Genomic DNA, 22,670 nt, shown 5'->3' on the forward strand with positions numbered 1-22,670 from the left:
AGTCTAACTGGAGCAGATCACCATTTGTGCGCCGTGCAATAATTTCATGCATTGCCACGGTGCCTTGCATAATGTCTATAGTAGATAAGTCGTGGGGCTGTTTAACTAAAAAGGGACACTTTTGTGCAATATCACCTTCATCTGATAGAGCATTTAGTGCTCTACGTAAAAATAGGAACTTTCTATATGTTGAAGGAGTTTCCTCTGAATCACGTGATAAATTTGTCAATGCTGTGCCCAGAAGGGAATTAGGTCGCACTGACTGAGCGGCCTGGTAGTAATAACGAAAAGACTCACCTTTGCGTACTTTTATTGTGAAGCAACAATCGGGGGGACTCAGTTGCTCGGTAGGTGTTTTATCACCTTTAGATAAGAAACGGCTGTTGAATTCGCAAGAATTTACAGTAATTCCATGGCTTATGTTTCCTCCTCGACTCAATAGTTTGCGAAATTGAGTGCTTTTATTTTTGGGAGAATTAATGTTTTGTTGCTGTAATATATCTTCAAGCTGAGTGAACCCCTTTAAAATATCTTTAGCATTTAATGAACTAGGTTTGCTGTTTAACAAATGTCGAATATTACTACTGTTATCCGCATGCGCAATTGCTTGCAATGTTAAAAGCCACCCCTGAGGGAGGGCATCGTGAATTGGAGTACTTACAGATTCAGCTTCTGCATGTTGGAGGCTGAGAGCCAATAACCCCCCTGGGTGTAAAACACCTTGAAGAGTATCGGGATCAATAGTCCAGTAGGCATAATTCGTATTTACAGACAGAATTCGTATTGCGTAGGTGTCTGATGAGGAGCATGGCGAAGTGGCCATGGGTAATCTATTACTTTTACTGAATCGAGTTATAAACATACAACGAGCAATCGACAGATCGTCAGACATTGTGACCCCTGTCTCTGACATCAAACTACGGAACACTGAACTCAATGGGCTTTTTTTTACCAAAGAGGACTGCTCAATAAAATGTTCTAGCTCTTTGTAGCCGGCTATAACGTCATGTACTGATAATTTGTGCGATGGTTCAAGCAAAAGCTTATGTATGAACGGTGAGTTAAGGTGATTGATCGCAATGTTCATTGCATTAGCCAAACAATAGGCCGTTGATGTTGTAAACCGCTTTTCAGAGAGCAGCTTAATGGATGCTGCTAGCAGGGAATCGTTCGGTATAGCGTGAGTGACAATTTCGGATGGCTCGAGGCTAACCATGTACTCGTTTTTAGCGCTTTTTTTGCAGGTAATCATTCTCGATCCTTCGTATAGACTTCATCTATAGCTAGTAAAGCCAATAATTGATTGTTAAATATATGTTTATTACTGGTCGGTCGGTCTGTCAATAATGTAATTTAGCATACCTAAAAACACTGCTTGCTATGGCTGCTGCACTTGAACAAACCATTGAGCGCAAACAGTTCGATAAGCTCATCGTAACCCGCAACACCCCTGATATTGGTGAATCGATAGGTTTCCTTCCGGGTACAGAGGAAGAGAAAATGTTACCTTGGTTAGCCGCAGTGACCGATACACTGGAAGCGCTGCACAAGAACGACCACTGCACAGAAGGCTCGATGAAGTACATCTGTGACAAAGCCAATATCCAGTTCAAATCAATCAACTTCATGCGTGGCCGCTCGATTCAAAATGCCTTTGTGCTTTTGGATGAGTGTCAGAACCTCACCGCTTCACAGATAAAAACCATCATCACCCGTTGTGGTGAAGGTACTAAGATCGTCTGCTCAGGTAACTTAGCGCAGATAGATTCTTCTTACCTAACCCCTGTGACTTCAGGCTTAACCTACATGGTTGAGCGTTTTAAAAACTTCGAAGGCAGTGCCAACATCCACCTCAATGGTGTGGTGCGTAGCCGACTAGCTGAGTTTGCGGAAGAGAACATGTAGTGACTCTATACGCTCACTGAATCAGTAATCTAAAAACAAAAAGCGCCTCACATTGGAGGCGCTTTTCAATTTAATATTTTGAAGTAAGTCGGCAGAGGTTAGTCTGAATTACTCAGTACCACCAACGGTTAGCGAGTCTAGTTTCAATGTTGGTTGACCAACACCCACTGGCACACTTTGACCAGCCTTACCACACACACCCACACCACGGTCGATGCTTAGGTCGTTACCCACCATAGACACCTGCTGCATCGCTTCGATACCAGAACCGATTAGCGTCGCGCCTTTCACTGGGTGAGTGATCTTACCGTTTTCAATCATGTACGCTTCAGACGCTGAGAATACAAACTTACCTGATGTGATATCGACCTGACCGCCACCGAAGTTCGGTGCGTAGATACCTTTCTCAACCGTCGCGATGATCTCTTCCGGTGTGTGTTCGCCCGGTAGCATGTATGTATTCGTCATACGTGGCATTGGAAGATGCGAGTATGACTCACGACGACCATTACCTGTCGGTGCTACACCCATTAGACGAGCGTTCAGCTTATCTTGCATGTAACCTTTTAGGATGCCGTTTTCGATTAACGTATTGTACTGACCGTTAACACCTTCATCATCGACGTTCAATGAACCGCGTAGATCCGTTAATGTACCGTCATCGACAATCGTACATAGGCTTGAAGTTACTTGCTCACCAACTTTGCCAGAGAATACTGACGACTCTTTACGGTTGAAGTCGCCTTCTAAACCGTGGCCTACCGCTTCATGCAGCAGAACGCCCGGCCAACCAGAACCAAGAACCACAGGCATGGCACCAGCAGGCGCTGCAACCGCTTCAAGGTTAACTAATGCTTGGCGAATCGCTTCATCCGCAAATTGGTAAGCAACTTGAGTGCCTTTGTCATCACTTAAGAAGAAGTCGTAACCAAAACGGCCACCACCACCAGCGCTACCACGCTCACGACGATCACCCTTCTGTGCAAGTACGCTAATAGACAAGCGAACCAGCGGACGAATATCACCAGCGTAAGTGCCATCAGTCGCAGCAACCAGCATCTGCTCATGCACACCACTTAAACTCACCGATACTTCAGTCACCATCGGCTCTTTAGTGCGAATGTAAGCATCTAATGATTTTAGTAATTCTGTTTTCTGCTGTTTTTCCCAACTCGCAAGCGGGTTAACTGCATCATAGTAAGCTTGATTAGAGTTGCGTTTGAACGCTTGAACCTTGCCGTTTTGACCTTGTTTAGCAATACCACGAGCCGCAATTGCGCTCTGCTTAAGACCATCCAATTGGATTTGGTCAGAGTAAGCAAAACCAGTCTTTTCACCAGATACTGCACGAACGCCAACACCGCAATCGATATTGAAAGAGCCGTCTTTAATAATACTGTCTTCTAGCACTAAAGATTCGTGCCAGCTTGACTGAAAGTAGATATCAGCATAATCAATTTGGCGGGTAGCAATACTCGCCAATGTATCTGCGATATTTTGCTCCGTAAGCCCTGTCGGGTTCAGTAGCGCTTCTTCAATTTGATTAATGCTCATAGATGGCTCTTGTTTGTAATTAAAATTGATTGGTAAATCGAGAGTGTTGCGCGATGGGCATATTTTGCCTAATGGACTCGCAACTGGATGTGTCTATCTCAACCACCATACTTTTAGGATCTTGGTCTAACTGTGCGACCACTCGCCCCCATGGATCAACCACCATTGAGTGTCCCCATGTTTCTCTTTGGCAAGGGTGTTTTCCGCCTTGACCTACCGCGACAATCCACGACTGTGTTTCAACCGCGCGGCATCTTAATAGTACTTCCCAGTGCGCTTGACCCGTTACCGCTGTAAAAGCCGCAGGCACCACAATGATTTGTGCCCCTTGCTTACGTAACTCTGAATACAAGTGTGGAAAGCGCACATCATAACAAATACTCAAACCTAAGCGACCAAAAGGCGTTTCCGCTGTCACAACTTGGTTGCCCGGAGTGAAAATATCCGACTCTCGATAGCACTTATGGGCGTCAGCGACATCCACATCAAACATGTGTAGCTTGTCGTAATGAGCAACGAGGCAACCAAAATCATCAATCACCAAGGTGGTGGTCGTCACTCCGTTAGTTGTGCTTATCGGCATACTGCCAATGACGATCCAAATTCTGTGAAGCTTTGCTAGCTCAGAGATTTTCTTTTGCAGTGGGCCATCATTAAAAGGCTCAGCACACTGGTGATAGTCGGCTTTACTGCCAAAAACTAACGCGTTTTCAGGGCAAACAACCCACTTAGCCCCCAACTCTTTGCACTTTGCAACTTCTTGAGCAAGGTACTCAAAGTTCAATTCAGGGCTGGGGCCAGATGTCATTTGAATCAACCCAACACAATCCATGTGTATCGCTCCTCCATTCATTATGATTCAGAAATCAGCATTTCACCGTATATTCGCTGACTCGGGCATAAGGTCTTTTCGGCTAATTTAAGGCCTATTCGGCTAATTTTCTCAGCTTCTCTGGCAGCTGAAACTCGCCAGAGCTACGAGAAAGTTCGCTCACCGTTGGTGAATCCAATGGTCCTTTCACCGAATAATTTACTTGGGTAAAGACTTCCACAACTGGCGAGATAACCGTGGTCACCGCCAATACGTACAGCGCCGTTTGAGGGGTTACCGCAAAGGCCGTTAATACGGGAATACCCGAGGTAATATCTGGGGTAAAGTTCACCTCAGCATCAACCTGACGCGTGTTGAGGTTAGCGATACCTTTGATTTTCATCTCACCTGCGACCGCATCCATGTTCAGATCATTGGTCAGGAAGATACCATTTTGAATCTCGCCCGTTCCGGTGATGCTGTTGAAGGCCATACCTTTATCAAACACATCTGAGAAATCGAGCTGCATCTTACGGATGATCGAATCTAGGCTAAACAGGCCAAGTAATCGAGCTGCGCCGCTCACATCCGAGATAATGCCTTTACCAAACTTGGTTTTAACGTTGCCATCAAGGGTATCCATTTTGATTCCCCAAGGCGAACCATCCCAATTTAGTTGACCTTCCAACGCGAATGGCGCTTTTTGAATCCCGGAAGTAATACCAAAGCGCTCCATGAGCTCGCTGTTGTTTTCACCTTCAACATCAACGGTTAACGATGAATGACTCTTGTCACCTTGCAGTTCCCACCAGCCACTCACATCCGCTTTGTTACCGCCGCTTCGCACCTGGATTTTTTTCCACTCGATACGATCTTCGTTCCTCGTCATTTCAACATCGACCTTACCCACCTTGTAGCCTTGCAGCCAAAAGTCGTTCAGCGTCAGGGTCAGGTTTGGCATCGCATCGTGGATCTCTCTATCCAATTTGGATATCAATGGCGCAGCTTGTTCTTTACGTTGCAGCAGTTGCTGATCTTGGTTGTTCTTATCACTCCACTCAGGAACAAACAGATGCAGACGATCCAGTGAAACTGTCAAATCATAAGGAGGCAGGTAGTTAATATCCCCTTCTAGCTCTTGGCTAGACACTTCCATTTGCCACGCCTGTTTGTTCTTACTAGCACTAAAATCGACGTCATTCCAAGAGATACCACCCAAGATCAGCTCTTTACTCTCAAAGGTAATACGGCTTGGCGCAGGTATGGTTGGCGTGTTCATTTGACTAAGTACAGCCGTTGAAGGCTTTACCGGTTCCATTACAACCGATAACCAATCATCGGCATTGAATTTGTCTGTACGAATCAGGGCGTGATGGCCCACCACCGGGCTAATTTTGTAGCCACCGTGACCAAGCACTAAGTTGGTCGCCGTTAACTCAGGCACGTCGCCTGTGATATCAATCTCAGCTTGGTACTTGGTGTTTGGCAATTGCAGGCGCGCGGTAATCGTCTCTTGGTTACCCGATGCCTGTAGCCTTGCAGAGCCACTTTCTAGTGATTTTTTCGCCAATGGATATGGGTAATCACTCGCCAAGTATTTTAGGTCTGACTGTAAGTCTAGTTGGTAGGTAAAGCCGATATCATTCAGCTGGATATCAATCTGGCTTTGCCATTGCGCATGACCTGATAAGCGGCTTAACCATTGCTCACCGATGTAAGGTTCTAGAGGCTTGACGTCCCAATCACCTAACACATCAATATCAACTGCATAGCCAGGACCATCATTAAGGCCCTTAAAATCAAGCGAGATACCTTGGTTAAGCAGATCCGCAGCGAGGCCATTTGCCGTCACTACGTCATTATCAAATTCAATTCGACCCGTGGTGTTCTCGAGCACCATTGGCGGCGCTTCAATCTCAACATGGTTGCCACTTAAGTCGGCGTAACCCCATGCTCTTGCTTCTTTTTCAGAATCAAACGGAATATTCAGCTGGAACTCAGAAGAGACATCACCACTCACTTGAAGTGCGGTTAAGGCTGCGCCTACCGAGCCCACCAGTGGCGAAGACGTCATGTAATCGCGTACTGCGTTGCCAGACGCCGTCGCTTTAGCTTCAATTTCAATATGGCCGCCTTCCCCTAAATAAGGAATGCGTCCTGTGATTCGATCTGCCGTCACATCCATCAGTTGAGCTGAGCGAGAATCCAGATGCATCGCATCATTTTCAAACAACAGATCAAGCTGAAGATCAGTAATCAGTGGCCACGCGGTATCAAAGCTGAATTTCGCATCTTCTAAGCCAACCCAAACCTGGAAAATACCATCATGATTGGTGTATGGATATTGCGCCAACTCACCATGCCACAACAGTTTTACGGTATCCGCTTTACCTGCTTGAATCGCTGTAGAAAGATAATCGGTAAGGTCTTGTCCAAGTGCTAATGTTGGCAGATAGCGCCATGTCTCGCCGACATTGTAAGCGTCCGCTTCACCGTAGAACGATAAAAATGGGCTCGCATCATTTGGGAAGTCTAAGCGGAATGCACCTAGTACTTGTAGATCTGGCGTGGCTGCCGTGACTTTGTCAGACCAAAGCCTCCAGCCGTTTTCATCTTGCTGCCAAACAATATCAACCTGACCTTGTTTGATATTCAAAGGAGCTTGGAATACGTCACCGTAAGGGAATACATCGTCAATAACATGCAGGCTTGCTTTCGCTTCCGAGGCCGAGCCAAACACGCTACCGGACACTTGGCTAAAGCCTGGGACTAGTTTCCATTGCTCGATAGCAAGATCAGAGAAGCTCGCTGAATAACGCAGACTCTCGATACCTGAATCCATGGAAACACGGATATCAGAAACAGAGCCGCCCGGCGCCAATACGTTAATCATTTTGGTTGATTGTTCAGAGTCAGGCAGCAGCTTAATCAACGGAGTAATAGTCGCAATATCCAGCTCAGAAATGTTGAGTTGCCATGGACCTTGATTCCACTTGAACGCTACGTCGAGTTCCGGCCAAGGTGTGTCATCCGTTCTAAGGTTTAGTGAGTGACCATTTACTTGCCAACCATCATCAGTCGGCGACAACTTAAAGACACCGGACTCAAGCATGAGGTCATGCTCGCCATCTTCGTTCCACGCCAGTTCTGAGGGTAAAACCTCAACATAAGCGCTCACTGGCTTGCTATTTCGCAGCGTAAGCCAGCTATTCAAGCTCACAGTACCCGTTTCAATGCCGGATTCCGCCTGCATATAATGCGTAAGCCATGGCTTAACAGAAATGCTGTCGGCACTGACATAAAACTCACCAGTCACATCAGTCAGTGACCCACCATCAATAAAGTTAGCACTCACTGACAGAGAGTTTAGATTGGCATCTTTGATACTCACCACACCTTCAGCAAGGTGATGTTTGTCTGAATTTTGCCATTTTAAGGTTTCTATATCGAGCTGACGTTCTTCACCCGAAACAGAGTGATAAAGAATAGAAGAATCTTTTGCAGTCACATCGACGAGTGTTTTTAGCAGTAAATTATCGAGCTCTTGTATCACTCGCTTGGAAGACTCGGGATCTGTAGGTTCGTCTTTGCCATTTTGTCCGGCAAACAGATCAATTGAGCGGATATCAAGATACATTTGATTCATGACTAGATCGGCCACAACCGGGCGCATCTGCACGAGCGATTGAATCAAGTCAAACTCGACTTCAACACGCTCAACAGAGAAGGTCACATCTTCTGCATTGGGGAGGCTAGCTTTAACGCCTTGCAGAGCAATAGAGGGGTGAGTGTTACGCCAAAAACCGCCCACATCTTGAATCGAAAAATCAAAACCGGAGTGTTGGTTTACCCAAAGCTCAATTTCAGATTGATACTTGTTTAAATTGGGCAAGGCTACACGCAGTGTAGTAACGGCAATGGCTAGCGTTACTAAGAGAGTAACCACTAACCATAAACATGCACGTAGAATCAGAGTAACGCTTGAGCTCACAAAATTTCCATTACATCATAACAACATCAAACTGCTCTTGTATGTACAGAGGCTCAGCCTGGATTTTAACTTGCTTACCAATAAAGACTTCAAGCTCCGCAAGCGCATGAGATTCATCGCCCTCTAACGCCTCAGCTACGGCAGCTGCCGCATAGACCACAAATTTATCGGCGTCGTACGCACGATTCACTCGCGTGATCTCTCGAAGAATTTCATAACAAACGGTTTCAACTGTCTTCACACTGCCGCGGCCTTCACAAGCAGGACAGCTCGAACATAGGATATGCTCAATACTTTCACGAGTACGTTTACGAGTCATCTCAACCAAACCAAGCTGCGTGAAGCCATTAATATTGGTTTTCACACGGTCTTTGTCGAGCGCAGCCTCTAAAGAAGTTAGTACTCGCTTACGATGTTCCTCAGACAACATATCAATAAAGTCGATAATGATGATGCCACCTAAGTTACGTAGACGCAGCTGACGAGCAATCGCTTGAGTCGCTTCTACATTGGTGTTGAAAATCGTCTCTTCTAGATTACGACGACCAACAAACGCGCCAGTGTTGATATCAACCGTGGTCATCGCTTCAGTTTGGTCGATAATCAGATATCCACCAGACTTTAATTCGACTTTACGATCCAATGAACGCTGAATTTCGTTCTCGGTATCGTACATATCAAAGATAGGCTTATCACCTTCATACAGCTCAAGCTTGTCTGTCAGCTCAGGCACGTATTCAGAGGTAAACTCTTTTAGGTTTTCATATTCTAGACGAGAATCGACCTGAATCTTGCTCAGCTCAGTACCGACGAAGTCACGTAAGATACGTTGGCTTAAGCAAAGCTCACCATACAAACGAGTACGCGCCTTGTGCTTACCACGACGCTCTAATACTTTTAGCCATAATCGCTTCAAGAATGCGGCATCTTGTGCCAACTCATTTGAATCTGCACCTTCTGCTGCTGTGCGGATGATGAAGCCACCGTGTTCGTCACAGTAACGAGACACGACTTTTTTAAGACGGTTACGTTCAGACTCGCTGTCGATACGTTGAGATACACCAACATGACTTGCGCCCGGCATAAATACCAGATAACGAGACGGTAGAGTGATATCAGTGGTTAAGCGAGCACCTTTAGTACCAAGAGGGTCTTTGACCACTTGCACCACAATGTCTTGCCCTTGACGGACAAGCTCTGAAATATCACGAACCTGAAATTGTTTCTTTTCGTTTTCAGCGACACATTCAGTGTGTGGGACAATATCAGAGGCGTGTAAAAAAGCTGCTTTCTCAAGGCCTATATCCACAAAAGCCGCCTGCATTCCCGGAAGAACACGGCTTACACGTCCTTTATAGATATTTCCTACGATACCGCGTCGAGCATCTCGTTCGACATGGATCTCTTGAAGAGCCCCCCCTTCAATCATGGCCACACGAGTTTCACTCGGGGTCACGTTCAGCAACAATTCAGCACTCATGGTGCACCTCAGGTTAGTAATTATAAGAATTCTTGCAGTAGCTGGTCCGTTTCAAATAAAGGTAAGCCGACAACGGCGTAATAACTACCTTCGATTCGGGTGACAAAGCGTCCGCCCAAACCTTGGATCCCATAGCTACCGGCTTTATCGCATGGCTCCCCTGTTTGCCAGTATTGTTCTATTTCTTTTTCACTGAGGGGTTTAAACCATACGTCGGTAATAATGATTTCTGTTCTTTGTTTTTCTTCTGAAACCACAGAAACCGCCGTCATCACTTGGTGACGTTCATTCGCTAACTGAGTAAGCATACGCTTAGAGTCAGCAAAATCGCAGGGCTTCTCAAGTACTTGCCCTTGACTAACAACGACGGTATCAGAACCAAGAACGACTATATCAGAGCCATTATCTACAGTATCAGAACTAGGAACGACATGCTGCCTTTCAGAAGGGTTATCTTTTAATAAAGACAATGCCGCTAAGGCTTTATCTAAAGATAGTCGCTTAACATACTCTTCGGCGGTTTCTTGAGCGTGTTTACACTCTTCAACATCGGTTACAAGGACAGAGAACTCATAACCGAGTTGCGATAGTAATTCTTTGCGGCGTGGTGAACCGGATGCCAAAACTAAATGTTTCTTTTGCATTGTCACGCTACCTCACATGCCAATGGCGACGCACGCGTCTCATTAATAAAAACATCCAAGGCCAAAGTATACAGTTTATCAATGCGCTCCATAGCGATAATGGGTTGAAAACGACATCTTGGATCAAATATTCACCAAAGAAGATCAATACCTCAAACAACACCGTTAACGCAGCAATGATCATCGCTTGCTGCCATAGCGCCATGTTACGAATAACGAGGAAGTTCATGGCAATAATGTACATCACTATTGCCATCATCATACCTCGAATACCCAGAGTAGAACCGATCAAAAGGTCCCACAATAAGCCTAGAATCAAAGCACTACCTACGTTAACACGATGTGGCAGAGCCAAAACCCAGTAACACGTAACCAGCAGTAACCAAGATGGTCTAAATAAATCTAAGCTACCAGGCCAAGGGATCGTCTGCAGAATCAGTGCTATTAAAAATGAGCAGAAAATTACTACCTTGCTTCTCAAAACGCTATTGGCCATCTTCGCCCTCTAACAATGCTTGTTCTATGCTCGATTGATCCGCTTGCATCTGTTTGTTTTCATCAGGCCATACAAGCAGCAGGTATCTGAGCTTATCGAACTCAACCACAGGCTCTGCTTTAATCACAGCGAACTCACGTTTCGGGTCGTAATCAACGGCCGTAACATAGGCGACTGGATAACCTTCTGGATATACCCCACCAAGACCTGATGTCACCAACAGATCTTCTTCTTGTATATCGGTACTGGTTGGAATGTGCTCTAGCTGGATCTCATCAATCATGCCATTGCCCGAAGCAATCACACGGATGTCATTACGAATAACCTGAACAGGAATCGCATTGTTTGCATCAGTGAGTAGTAATACACGACTATTATGAGCAGCAACGAAAGTGACTTGGCCGACAATGCCTTTTTCGTTGATCACCGGCTGACCTTCATACACCCCATCAATCTGACCTTTGTCGATCACGACTTGATGGCGATATGGTGAAGTGTCTACCGCCATAACTTCTGTGACGACTTTCTTCTCATCACGGATAAACGGCGAGCCTAACAGCTTACGAAGGCGCTTGTTTTCTTCTTGATATTGCTCAAGCAGAATCAGCTCGCTCTTCAGACGCAAGACTTCTCGTTTAATATTATGGTTAGATTCAATTAACCCTTTGCGAGTGCTAAAACGGTCGTAAACACCATCGAACATAGTGCGAGGCAAGTTGGCTGCATATTGAATAGGCGCAACCATGCTGTTTAATAGATAGCGAACATTTGAGAAAGCATCTAAACGACTATCAGCCAGCATAAGGCTGGCTGATAAAATTACAGCAAAAAACAGGCGCAATTGTAGAGAGGGACCTCTACCAAAAATTGGCTTCATTCTATATTTGGTCCTAGAGCTACATTTGATCCTATAGACAAGGTCCTAGGCTCTTTACATAAAACTAGATAAGAAAAGAGCCTAACACTAGATATTATTCTTCGCTGAACAGATCGCCGCCGTGCATGTCGATCATCTCTAGAGCTTTACCGCCACCTAGAGCAACACACGTTAATGGCTCTTCTGCAACAACAACAGGGATACCTGTTTCTTCTGTTAGTAGACGATCAATATCTTTAAGCAGTGCACCACCACCTGTTAGTACCATACCGTTTTCTGAGATATCAGAAGCCAGCTCTGGTGGACACTGTTCAAGTGCAACCATGACTGCAGATACGATGCCAGATAGAGGTTCTTGAAGTGCTTCAAGGATTTCGTTTGAGTTTAGGCTAAAGCTACGAGGCACACCTTCAGCAAGGTTACGACCACGTACTTCGATCTCTTCGACTTCATCGCCAGGGTAAGCTGAACCGATTTCGTGTTTGATCTTCTCTGCTGTCGCTTCACCGATCAAGCTGCCGTAGTTACGACGAACGTAGTTGATGATCGCTTCATCAAAACGGTCACCACCAATGCGAACAGAAGACGAGTAAACCACACCGTTCAGTGAGATAACCGCAACTTCAGTAGTACCACCACCGATATCAACAACCATTGAACCTGTTGGCTCAGAGACACGTAGGCCAGCACCAATCGCAGCAGCCATAGGCTCATCGATTAGGTAAACCTCACGAGCACCAGCACCTAACGCTGATTCACGGATAGCACGACGCTCAACCTGTGTTGAACCACAAGGTACACAAACCAAAACACGAGGACTTGGTTTAAGCACACTGTTGTCATGCACTTGTTTGATGAAGTGCTGAAGCATTTTTTCCGTTACGTAAAAGTCGGCAATTACACCGTCTTTCATTGGACGGATCGCTGAGATGTTACCAGGCGTACGACCAAGCATTTGCTTAGCAGCGTGGCCAACAGCAGCGACACTCTTTGCAGAACCCGCACGATCTTGGCGAATAGCTACAACTGAAGGCTCATCAAGAACAATGCCTTGGCCTTTTACATAAATAAGGGTATTGGCTGTACCTAAATCAATCGATAGGTCGTTTGAAAACATGCCACGAAGTTTTTTAAACATATTCTTCGCTCATCCTGCAAGAATTAGAAGACAAAAATTGCACTAAATGTACCAATGCCTTGCTGTTACGGCAAGGCATTGACGTGCAAACATGGACTGAAACCCGCAATTTCTTACAGATTCCTAACTTAAGGGGCAAAAATTATATTATTACTGACCTGTTAAGCCACTTTCACCTCGGTAGATCACACGATCGTTACCGCGGTAGATGCCAAATGTGACGACGGTGGATGGATCTTCATCACCCAGTTGGCGCCAGTTGTAACGTAGCCATGGTTGATCTTGATCACTGCCACTACATGAGATGTTATTTCCGCCATCGCTATCAGGCTCAGAGTCATCCATTCTTAACCACAGACGAACTTGCTCACGTGGCGCGTCTGTTCCTGCTGGCGTATTTTGATTTGCTGTGACCTCTTCTTCTCCATCATCAACACTTCCACTACCATTAAGTGAAGCTAATGTAGTTTTCACTGCATTGCTGGTCCAAATGACTTGCTTACAAATATTTGAGCCATTGAATGTGCTGCGATCGTCATAGTCATTCACAACAAAGTCACTGCCATCCCAAAACTCAGCACGGAGTGGAATCGTCAAAGTACTACCTGAATTACCGCCAATATCATCTAGCGCTATTCGGCCATAGCGGGCTGGAGGTTGAATTGGGAAAGCTACCGAACTGGTAACAGGGTCAGAATCCGTAAATGACACCGGATCTGTTCCCTCGATTGTTAAGCCAAAGTTTGTAGTAGTCGAGTTAGCATCTGACGTATTAAACGGTGTGTCTCTGCGGCTAACACCATCTAAATCCACAACTCGCTGAAGAACAGCGGCACTATCGTTCAACAACCAATGCTTACGATCAGTAGACCAAGTGCCTGCCTCAGTATCCAGCAAGAACCCATTATCGACAGCTGTATCATCTAGAACACCAAAACTGGCTTGTAGGCTCGGGGCAAAGAATTGATAGTTGTTAAGCGCGTTACCAACACTGCTTTCACCTGATGCCATTGGATATACTTGGTGAACTGTAGAGTCATAAGGTTGACTTAGGTACGCAATATTATTTTGATTTGTAACATTCCACTCAGGGTCACCTTGCATGAAGTATTTGGGGTAAAAACGGCCGATAGTTTTAGACCCAGTGACACCTGAATCACCATTTGGAGGGGCAATGGTGCTATAAAAGTTACCCGTTTCAATTGCAACCAATTCAAAACTTCCTACCTCTGAGTAGGTTAACCCATCAAGTTGGTACCCACCATTTGACTGATCACTAATTGAAATACTCGGAGATATCGTGTCGGGCATCAAATAGCCAAGTACACCCTCACTTGGTGTGTCTAAATAATGGGAAACACTGATCGAAGCTTGAGACACAAAATAATTCGAAGGAACACCTACATTATTTGAACATACGGAATTTACATTAGCTCCGGTAATCATGGGTTTCACGTCCACATCAAAGCTCTCCCCCGCTGCAACAAAGCCACTACTACTGGATTCTGTACTCGTTCCACTTGAATCGCTATCAGTACATACAGCAAACTCATAAGGTTTAGATTTGACAACAAAGCTACCAACCAACCCCGAACTTGCGGAATCAGGCTGTTCATAAATAGGACACCCTTCAATTTCAGAACAATCAAAGCTAGGATCATTGATAACTACATTAACTTGCCCAACATTGCTCCAATTTACTTCAGTTGTAGCACCACCATTATCAAAATTTAGATCTGTAACTGAGAAGTCATCAAGTGATCCATCTTCAGGGGTAGGCATTTCAAGAAAGTAATCTTTAGAAGCATCAAATGATAAGTTTTTAGTATAGCCATTTACTGGGCTAACAACGCCTTGATCACAAGCTTGAGCCGTCACCTCTACCACTAACTCTTGAGAGTCTTGAGCTGCATTCATATGTATTTGGCTTGGGCTTGTATCAAACTTATAGGGCACATAAAAAACTTGTGTCGATGTTGCGGGCTCTGAATCGTAGACTCCCCCAACACTGAAACTACCAACCGTATCAGAGTCTAAATACAAGGTTCGAATGCCACCATCAAACGTATAATCCGGAGTTTCACACGCATTGTTAGCTTCACCCGTACACCATCGCGTTCCCGTTGGGGTTACCGTCGCTTCAAACTGCTCATTAGAGTCGACCAATTCGCCATTCTCTTCTAGGCGAAACTCAACCGGAATTCGCTCACAGGTTAGGCTATATAATTGTTGAGGTTCTACAACCAATAATCCTTGCTGTACTGGGGGTTCACAAGAATAATCAGGTTTGATTATCGTTACACCATTATCAAGCACGGCGACTCTCGCTGTCACGGCACCATGAATAGCTGTCTGATTTAAATCTACAGTATCTGCGAGAATAAATCCTTTGAAAGTAGAGTTCCCAACGTCAAATATGACCTCACCTTTAGGAGCGTATATAATGGGATAAGCGAAGTCAGATTGTATATCAACTGCCAAGTTAAACTTCATACGTGTTATCACATTTATTTGAGAGTTGCCCTCAAAGGCATATACCAAATCTCCTGCATCATGCTCATAATTATCAAAGGTCACCGTGGAATTATCAGGAAAAACCAGTTCTACACCCGCCCCTCCACTAACTTTAACATCTGAGATATAACTGTCTTCATCTAAGACGACTCGAACTAGATTATAATCATTCCCCTGCTTGTTGATAACGAGCTTAGACAAGTTACTCTCAATGAAAACATCTATTGTTTCACCGTTAATTTGGTAAGAACATATCTCTGAGTCCGCTCCGCAGCTCTGCAAAATATCCGAAGCCTTGCCCGTAATGGTTAAACTTTCTGATGGATTTTTTTCTGCAATAGAGGTTACGTAACTGCCTTTAATCTTTCTTAATTCAAGTTGGCTATCATTATTACCAACATCACATTGATGTTCATCACACACTGGAAAATTATAAATATGATAAAACTCACTCGCATCATCAAAACCCAATAATAAAAAGTCATCTTTTGTTGTCCATTTATCATTAAAGAGCTCATAGCCTTCAGAGACCTTTTTTAAAGATTGATTAATATAGTTATTAGACCAGCCGCTAAATTTTGTTTGCTGGCTGGTAACCGTCAATGAGCTATTCACACCAGTCCAACTCTGAATGGGCTCGGGAAACAAGTTACACACGTTGGCAACAGGAACCACCTCAGGTAACTCAAACGCAAAGTAACCCACTTCTTCCGGAATATGCGTGCGGTCTCTAAAGTCCTCATCTACAACAAAGCTAACTTGGTTCGTGTTAATGTTACATCGACGTAGCCAGCCTCCGTGTCCACCAGCCCTCTCTTGTTTATTAGCTATGATCCCGTCAATATTCGTTAGAGAGGTGGTAGCATACTTATCCTCACAGCCATCCAACATTGGGTCATTACCGCTTTGACTTGGCGTATCATACCCTCTTGCAAATTGAACCTTAAAACCATCAACATCAAGGTTAGTATTGGTGGCTAACGTCGCTAAAAACGCGATCTTCTCATCGTCATAATCATCGTTACTGCGGTGAGAAGCACTTAGCTCCAAAAACAAATCAATGTATGACGTTTCATCGGTTCGCCTAACCTTGCCAGAGGTCATCCATTTATCATTGTTATTTCGAGTTTGAATTTGATGCAATACCACCGGATTAGAAGAAAAGCCAGCTCCGCCAAAATCGCTATAAAGGACTCTATCATTACTATTTGAGCCTGATTTAGCACTGGCTGCATCGGTGTTCAAATAACCCGCTATGACTTCATGGCCATTAAAATCGGCCACACCGGGCTCAATCGCAAGGTAACTGACTTCTGTTATCGGTTGGCTATCTAAATCTGAACCACCGCCATTCTTTGGCGCCTTAATCTGCTTGATGGTCGCTTCGGTTTTGCTTACCTCGGTAACCATTAACGTTGCAGGAGCATCCGCGTCAGGGGCACTTGAATCAATGGTTGGCATCACAAACACCAGTGGCGTGTTGGTATAAGACTGAGTCAGTGGGATCTTACATTCTCCACCAGAGCACTGAACGATACCAAATTCATACTGAGCATCGTTTGAATAAACCGGCGGTGGCTCGATATCCGAGCTGTCACATTCTAGTTCAGTACTGTCCCCACTATTAATATCGACGCTTTGCGGGTGAATACCTTTAAAGTCTGCGGGGTAATTGCCTAAAAAAGTAAAACCCTGCCCATCGTCAACGTAGTAGTCTGCGGTTCCGGCATCATTTCCCGCTCCCGGCTGATAAATCAGTTGAACACTATAGTCTCCCCCACCAACCATGTAACGAGGATCGCGAATAAAGGGCGTATCTCCCACCGTAGGCTCATTAATATCATTGGTCCAGATGGTGTATTCCGGGCGGTTATTTCCGGGCTCTTGCTCTGCAAACACAGATTCAACAAGCTGGGCGGAATTGATATTAAATGATATTTTAAATTCACCGCTCGGATCTACGTTACAAGTCGACGCTGTCGCGATCAAAGGGAATAGGCAGAAACAGGCAACTAAAATATATCTACATGCTTTCATCGTATTGACTCCTTCACCCACACTTCTTGAATACGCTGAACTTGGTTGATACCTGAGCCACAAACGGCTGTTGATTCAATTTTGAAAAAGCCAACACCATCTAACACACCAATTTGTTGGCAAGTTAGTTGATCCACAGTACAGATAGTCGACATCCCACTGCTCACTTGATTTGAATTTAAGTTACCACACGCTGCACTAACACTTGTTGAAACCGCGGGAGATACAGTCAAAGGGTACACTTGAGTAAGTGCCCACTCATTCGCAGAGTGTGCTAGCAACCAAGCCTGTGTTCCAAGTTGCTTACGGGTCAATGTATCGTGATTTGACCATTGGACTTGCACTAGAGAAGTCGCGAGGAAGCCCATCACCACGATAACAAATACCGCGACGACCAAAACACTCCCTTGTTGAGATGATTTACTATGGCGCATTGAGTACCTGCACATCTTGTTGGTAAACACTTACTTCATTGTTTTGCTCAAGTACAAGATCGATGTGAATTACACCACCTCTTTGTAGGCTTGGCTCTTCGTAACGAAAATTACTTTCAGAATAATTGATGCTATCCGCAACGGTAACTCCATTACGCTGGATTAGACCTTGATTCTGAATGGTATCGTTCACTAAACAGTAACTCACCGAGGCGCTCCCGTCATAAATATAATGGCGCTGAGCAATAGACTGGCTGCTAAGGCTAACAGATGGTGCTGTGAAGACATTATTCGTGGAAACTAATCCTGAGACCGAAATCCGCTTAGTCGAACCAGCCCCTAGCTCCGAGTAATTGGTTGGGTTAATAATTAAAAAATCGTCAGCGTCGAGTATTGGAGAGTTTTGCCCGATAATAAAATTCAAGTTATCCGTCGCTTCATCTAGATGATAAAAGCCTGAGTATTTAATAGCATAGAAAGTAAGGCACTTTTGAGGAAAAATTGAAGGCGGTATGATGCTCGAATCAAAACTGTTAGGAACCGCGTGGCTTATCTCGCGCGACATTTTCTCAACAACAAACTGCCCTTTGACTTGCACCTTTTGTCTATCAATTGTGTCGACGTAACCTTTCATGCCGTACTCAACAAAACCTGCGATCGCTAAACCAATCACACCAACGACGACAATCGTTACAATCATCTCAATTAAGGTGAAACCACGTTGCTTCATTAGTAGTTCCCCTTGTAAGCGATAACGCTGTAGCGATTGTTACCACCAAAGATCTGTAACTCAACACGCTTCATCGTGCCAATCGCATTATCATTAATTCCGTCCATGTTTTGATCATACAACACCGACACTTCGACTCTGAAATTGGCATAACTGCCTTCAATATTTTCATCTAGGATATTAGCTAGCGGATACTTAATTGATGAGACACAGGCTGATTCCGTGGCATCTGTGTACCAACAACCGATATAGTCATCTACATCGTTAAATGTTGCTGGCGTATTCTCTTGCTCACCGGTATCAACATCAAAGTCAACACCAAGCTTGTCGGGTGCAGTACAACTACTATATCCAAAATCACCACAACGCATGACTCCACCATTGAAATCACTATTGTGGTCAAAGCCACGTGCCAATATTTGGTTCATCAAACTTTGCCCTAACGCGACTGAGCGGTTTTGATACTGTGGTTCAGCTGAACTTGCCACTTGTGGTGTTAAAAAGCTGGTAATTGTGACCATCGCAATGCCTAGGACGATAATCACAACAATACTTTCAATCAGAGTAAATCCACGTGAGCGAATCATAAACAAGTCCCCTCACGCACATAGCCCTGAGAATTAATACAGACTTGGGCGCTATTGCTCGAAGTGGTTGAGTTAATCGTAATATTAACGCCAGCGCTTACTGAAGGGTTACCCAACAGGTCAAAGTCGATAACCGTATTCGCTGGAGAAAATGAAATATCTGATTCACGCACATAATCACTACGTGCATCGGCCTGTGTTTTTTGAGCGCTATTCGAAAGATTTAAGTTACACGCGGCCACAGAGCCTAAACAATCACTATTAATAGCAAGACGAAAGCTGTCATTAGCAGCGGAAACATTCGATTGCATTCGATTGACTTGGATTTGACGAATTACAGAAATGGCCTGCTCTTGCGCAGTAAAAGTGGAATAGCTAGAGGTACCAACGAAGCGACTCGCGGCAAAAGTTGAAATAATACCGAGGATAATGATAACGATGATCAGCTCTACCAGAGTAAAGCCTTTGGATGTGGGGCTGTTATCCATAATGAGCCTCTAACTGCCAAGCGAATACTGATTATACAAGATAACGAGACTTACGATCTTATGTATATGAATAGTTTTGATATTTATGTGTAGTAGATAGAAAAAAGGCCAGCACAAGTGCTGGCCTCAATCTAAACTGAAAACCTACGGTGCACAGTTTGCATCTTCTACAACGTTAGCTGTAGCTTCCACGTTAGCTGCTGTTGCTTGAGTGTATACGACACAGTTAGTAGTGTATCCGTTAATACCAAACAATGCTGACGTAGCGCCGCTTACTTTAATAAATTCAAAGTCCTCACCAGCACCTACACCTTGAACAATTGTTTGGATAGCTGTAGATGTTGCTGCTGGGTAACCAAATACCGTATCAACGTTACCACTTGTAGTTGTTACTTGAGCTGAAGACAGTGCTTCTTCACCTTCTATTGCAGATTTTCCATAAATAATGCCAGAAGCACCTTGAATGGCACCAGCTAGACCTTCAAGAGTAGCGTTCTTCGCATCATCTTGAAGGTTTAGGAAACGTGGTGCCGCAGTTACAGCAAGAATACCTAGAATAACAATTACAACCACTAGTTCGATTAGGGTGAAACCGCCTTGTCTTTTCATAGTTAAGCTCTCTCTATGTTTAATTTTACGCAGACTTACTGCAAAGTTACGGTCACACGACCAGTTTTAATTTCGTAAACAAATTCATGTTCTGTACTACCTTCTAATTGAACGTAAGTACAGGTTGCATCAGCTGAATTCGCTTGCGCTGAATATTTGTAATTTGAGTCATTAGCGACATCTGAAACCGCACCAACTTTAGGTGGGTTTTGCAGCAAGTTTTCCATCAACTCAGAACATGTTTCATCTGAAATATCTTGTGGCGCAGTGCTCGAATTGTTGTTCAGAGTCCACGGATAGCCGTCTCGAAAATCAGTATCGACGTTGTTACTGTTCTTTGATCTTGTTAACCAAAAATCAACACCATCATAATTTACAGTATTGTATGTTTCAACACCTATCTTCTCTGATGGCCTAGCTTCTGCTTCCCACTGTGCTCTTGCCGACAGTACTGCTGTCGCAAAACCACCAGCAACGCCTTCAATACTGGATTTCTTGGCTTCATCCGTCACATCAAGAAAACGAGGCAACGCAGCGACCGCCAATAAACCAACAACTACGATCACTATCACTAATTCGACAAGGGAGAAACCCTCTTGATTCTTAAGCATTTTCTACCTACTCATCTAATTATTAACGCGCATTATACATTCGCGCACGTATAAAACCATACTAAAACTGTCAATATTTTCACAAAGCCAAAATATTGGCTTTTACACTAAACCTTTCTCTTTCAAGTAATATATCTACCTGATATTTATCAGTATAATGATAACTACAGTGAAAGTGTCTGTTATCACTTTTATCTTCAACTCTTGGAGAGCTTAGCCCTAAAATGCTCCCTTGAGGATATAATTGATCCAGCCAATAATTACAGTCTCGCTCCGTACCTTGGATAGGCATTACCCACCCAGTTCTGCTGTAGATCTTTGGGGGTTCCGAGCCTTCTTCTTGCCCAGCACCCGATAACAAATACTGCTGTTTGAACAAATTGGCTTGCTCTAAAATCCGCTTGCTCGCGACGATAAATGCCGTGTTAGTCGCTTCTTCTTCTACCGTTTTGAATGCCGAAAGCACACCGACAATAAGAAAAAGAATAACCACTGTCCAAATAACAAAACGTGAGCGTTGTAGGTTATTTAGCATTCCCTAGCCTTTGATCGCATCCAACATTCCCCACATCGGCAAGAAGATACCTAGCGCCAAAATCAGCACCATGCCTGCAACGATGGTTAACAAAATGGGTTCAATTCTGGCGGTTAAGGTTTTCAGATCGTAATCGACTTCGCGGTCATAAAAATCAGCCACTTCAAGTAATAGCTCATCAATACGACCCGTCTCTTCACCGACGGAGATCATTTGTATCACGAGCGGTGTGAAAATTTCGCTGTTAATCGCGGTCGACGAAACCGTACTACCGGCTTCAATGGCCGATTTCATGGCTTGAACTCGCAACTCTAGAAAACGGTTATCTAAAGCTTCCGCCGAAAGCGCTAGCGACTGGTTCAGTGGAACACCCGCTTTAAGCATCAAAGCAAAAGTACGCGAGAAGCGTGACAACAGTGCTCGATTCACTACCCCGCCAATGACCGGCATTTTTAAGCGTAATCGATCCCACTTTTCCAAGCCTTTGTCTGTCTTCACCCAAGCTTTAAAAGCGAAGATAAGACCAAAGATCACTCCAAGCATTAAGCCCCAGTAATTCACAAAGAACTCAGACATACCAATCAAGATACGAGTAGGCAGCGGCAAGTCGACACCAAAGCGCGCAAACATGCTTGAGAACTGTGGAATAACCTTGATGTTAAGAATGAACATTGCAATCAAGATAAAACTGATCACGAATGTTGGGTAACGCATCGCAGTCTTAATTCGTTTGCGAGTCTCAACTTCTTGTTCGTAATATCCAGCTAATTGCAGTAAAGCCTGATCTAGACGGCCTGTGTTTTCACCAACGCCAATCATCGAGACAAACAACGGACTGAATACCTTTGGGTGCATCTGCATTGACGCCGCTAAGCCGCGACCATTGGTTAGCTCAGCAACCACCTCTTCCAAGGCGGCTTTCAGCTGCTTATTTTCGCAGTTTTGAGTGAGGCCTTTCATCGATCTTAATAGTGGTACACCCGCTTTGGTTAGGCTGTATAACTGTCGACAAAACAGAACCAACACCTCTAACGGTACACTCGGAAAGAACAGACTCGATACATCCATATCTAAGACTGAACCACCACTTTTGCCCAGTTTGATAGAGGTTGGAATGATCCCTTTACTCATCAAGCTTTCAGCAGCAAGATCTTCGTTATTCGCGTCTAATTGCCCACTTACTTGACTACCATCAGAGCTGCGACCTACATAACGATACGTTGGCATAT

Annotated in this window: 18 protein-coding genes and 1 pseudogene; 1 reads left to right on the plus strand and 18 read right to left on the minus strand. The window is 44.5% G+C overall.

What is annotated here, in order from left to right; translation table 11 throughout:
* Window positions 1-1,252: hypothetical protein (locus tag AB4371_RS02540; protein WP_372148803.1), on the minus strand; the 1,252-nt coding region annotated here is incomplete at its 3' end.
* 113 nt (window positions 1,253-1,365) lie between these two features.
* On the opposite strand from AB4371_RS02540, the pseudogene AB4371_RS02545 reads away from it, so the two are divergent.
* Window positions 1,366-1,905 (plus strand): annotated as a pseudogene (locus tag AB4371_RS02545) (PhoH family protein); the annotation flags it as partial.
* A 108-nt stretch (window positions 1,906-2,013) separates the two neighbouring features.
* On the opposite strand, the gene tldD reads toward AB4371_RS02545, so the two are convergent.
* The 17 genes from tldD to AB4371_RS02630 all read right to left on the minus strand — a co-directional run bounded on the left by tldD (window position 2,014) and on the right by AB4371_RS02630 (window position 22,668).
* Window positions 2,014-3,459: a metalloprotease TldD gene (gene tldD, locus AB4371_RS02550; RefSeq protein WP_372148806.1), complete on the minus strand. Its 1,446-nt coding sequence runs from the start codon at window positions 3,457-3,459 to the stop codon at window positions 2,014-2,016.
* Window positions 3,460-3,478: 19 nt separating this feature from the next.
* Window positions 3,479-4,291: a carbon-nitrogen hydrolase family protein gene (locus AB4371_RS02555; RefSeq protein ID WP_017061365.1), complete on the minus strand. Its 813-nt coding sequence runs from the start codon at window positions 4,289-4,291 to the stop codon at window positions 3,479-3,481.
* Window positions 4,292-4,385: 94 nt separating this feature from the next.
* A complete protein-coding gene (locus AB4371_RS02560; protein ID WP_372148809.1) occupies window positions 4,386-8,261 on the minus strand; it encodes a YhdP family protein in 3,876 nt (1,291 codons plus the stop codon).
* Window positions 8,262-8,271: 10 nt separating this feature from the next.
* Window positions 8,272-9,741, minus strand: a complete 1,470-nt coding sequence (gene rng, locus AB4371_RS02565) for a ribonuclease G (protein WP_017061363.1) — start codon at window positions 9,739-9,741, stop codon at window positions 8,272-8,274.
* Between the two features lie 20 nt (window positions 9,742-9,761).
* On the minus strand, window positions 9,762-10,385 hold the full coding sequence (locus tag AB4371_RS02570; RefSeq protein WP_102480898.1) for a nucleoside triphosphate pyrophosphatase: 624 nt from the start codon (window positions 10,383-10,385) through the stop codon (window positions 9,762-9,764).
* Between the two features lie 7 nt (window positions 10,386-10,392).
* Window positions 10,393-10,881, minus strand: coding sequence for a rod shape-determining protein MreD (gene mreD, locus AB4371_RS02575; RefSeq protein WP_017061361.1), 489 nt, complete (start codon window positions 10,879-10,881; stop codon window positions 10,393-10,395).
* On the minus strand, window positions 10,871-11,758 hold the full coding sequence (gene mreC / locus AB4371_RS02580; RefSeq protein ID WP_004735927.1) for a rod shape-determining protein MreC: 888 nt from the start codon (window positions 11,756-11,758) through the stop codon (window positions 10,871-10,873). Before mreC ends, mreD begins: the two co-directional genes overlap by 11 nt.
* 94 nt (window positions 11,759-11,852) lie before the next feature.
* Window positions 11,853-12,896: a rod shape-determining protein gene (locus AB4371_RS02585; RefSeq protein WP_017061360.1), complete on the minus strand. Its 1,044-nt coding sequence runs from the start codon at window positions 12,894-12,896 to the stop codon at window positions 11,853-11,855.
* 150 nt (window positions 12,897-13,046) lie between these two features.
* Entirely contained in the window at window positions 13,047-17,447 is a 4,401-nt protein-coding gene (locus AB4371_RS02590) for a DUF6701 domain-containing protein (RefSeq protein ID WP_372148812.1), read from the minus strand.
* Window positions 17,444-17,881: an MSHA biogenesis protein MshP gene (locus tag AB4371_RS02595; RefSeq protein WP_372148815.1), complete on the minus strand. Its 438-nt coding sequence runs from the start codon at window positions 17,879-17,881 to the stop codon at window positions 17,444-17,446. The genes AB4371_RS02590 and AB4371_RS02595 overlap by 4 nt, the downstream gene beginning before the upstream one ends.
* Entirely contained in the window at window positions 17,871-18,611 is a 741-nt protein-coding gene (locus AB4371_RS02600) for a prepilin-type N-terminal cleavage/methylation domain-containing protein (RefSeq protein ID WP_372148818.1), read from the minus strand. Before AB4371_RS02600 ends, AB4371_RS02595 begins: the two co-directional genes overlap by 11 nt.
* Entirely contained in the window at window positions 18,611-19,198 is a 588-nt protein-coding gene (locus AB4371_RS02605) for a prepilin-type N-terminal cleavage/methylation domain-containing protein (protein WP_372148820.1), read from the minus strand. The genes AB4371_RS02600 and AB4371_RS02605 overlap by 1 nt, the downstream gene beginning before the upstream one ends.
* Window positions 19,195-19,686: a prepilin-type N-terminal cleavage/methylation domain-containing protein gene (locus tag AB4371_RS02610; RefSeq protein WP_372148822.1), complete on the minus strand. Its 492-nt coding sequence runs from the start codon at window positions 19,684-19,686 to the stop codon at window positions 19,195-19,197. Before AB4371_RS02610 ends, AB4371_RS02605 begins: the two co-directional genes overlap by 4 nt.
* Window positions 19,687-19,830: 144 nt before the next feature.
* The gene (locus tag AB4371_RS02615; RefSeq protein ID WP_372148825.1) at window positions 19,831-20,295 is read right to left on the minus strand and encodes a type II secretion system protein; all 465 of its coding nucleotides are present in this window, start codon (window positions 20,293-20,295) and stop codon (window positions 19,831-19,833) included.
* 35 nt (window positions 20,296-20,330) lie between these two features.
* Window positions 20,331-20,906: a prepilin-type N-terminal cleavage/methylation domain-containing protein gene (locus tag AB4371_RS02620; protein ID WP_372148828.1), complete on the minus strand. Its 576-nt coding sequence runs from the start codon at window positions 20,904-20,906 to the stop codon at window positions 20,331-20,333.
* A gap of 79 nt (window positions 20,907-20,985) precedes the next feature.
* The gene (locus AB4371_RS02625; protein ID WP_017068728.1) at window positions 20,986-21,441 is read right to left on the minus strand and encodes a hypothetical protein; all 456 of its coding nucleotides are present in this window, start codon (window positions 21,439-21,441) and stop codon (window positions 20,986-20,988) included.
* A gap of 3 nt (window positions 21,442-21,444) precedes the next feature.
* Entirely contained in the window at window positions 21,445-22,668 is a 1,224-nt protein-coding gene (locus AB4371_RS02630; protein ID WP_017061351.1) for a type II secretion system F family protein, read from the minus strand.
* Between the last annotated feature and the right edge of the window lie 2 nt (window positions 22,669-22,670).

The organism is Vibrio sp. 10N.261.51.A3, assembly GCF_041471965.1.
In the GTDB taxonomy this organism is placed as follows: Bacteria; Pseudomonadota; Gammaproteobacteria; order Enterobacterales; family Vibrionaceae; genus Vibrio; species Vibrio crassostreae_C.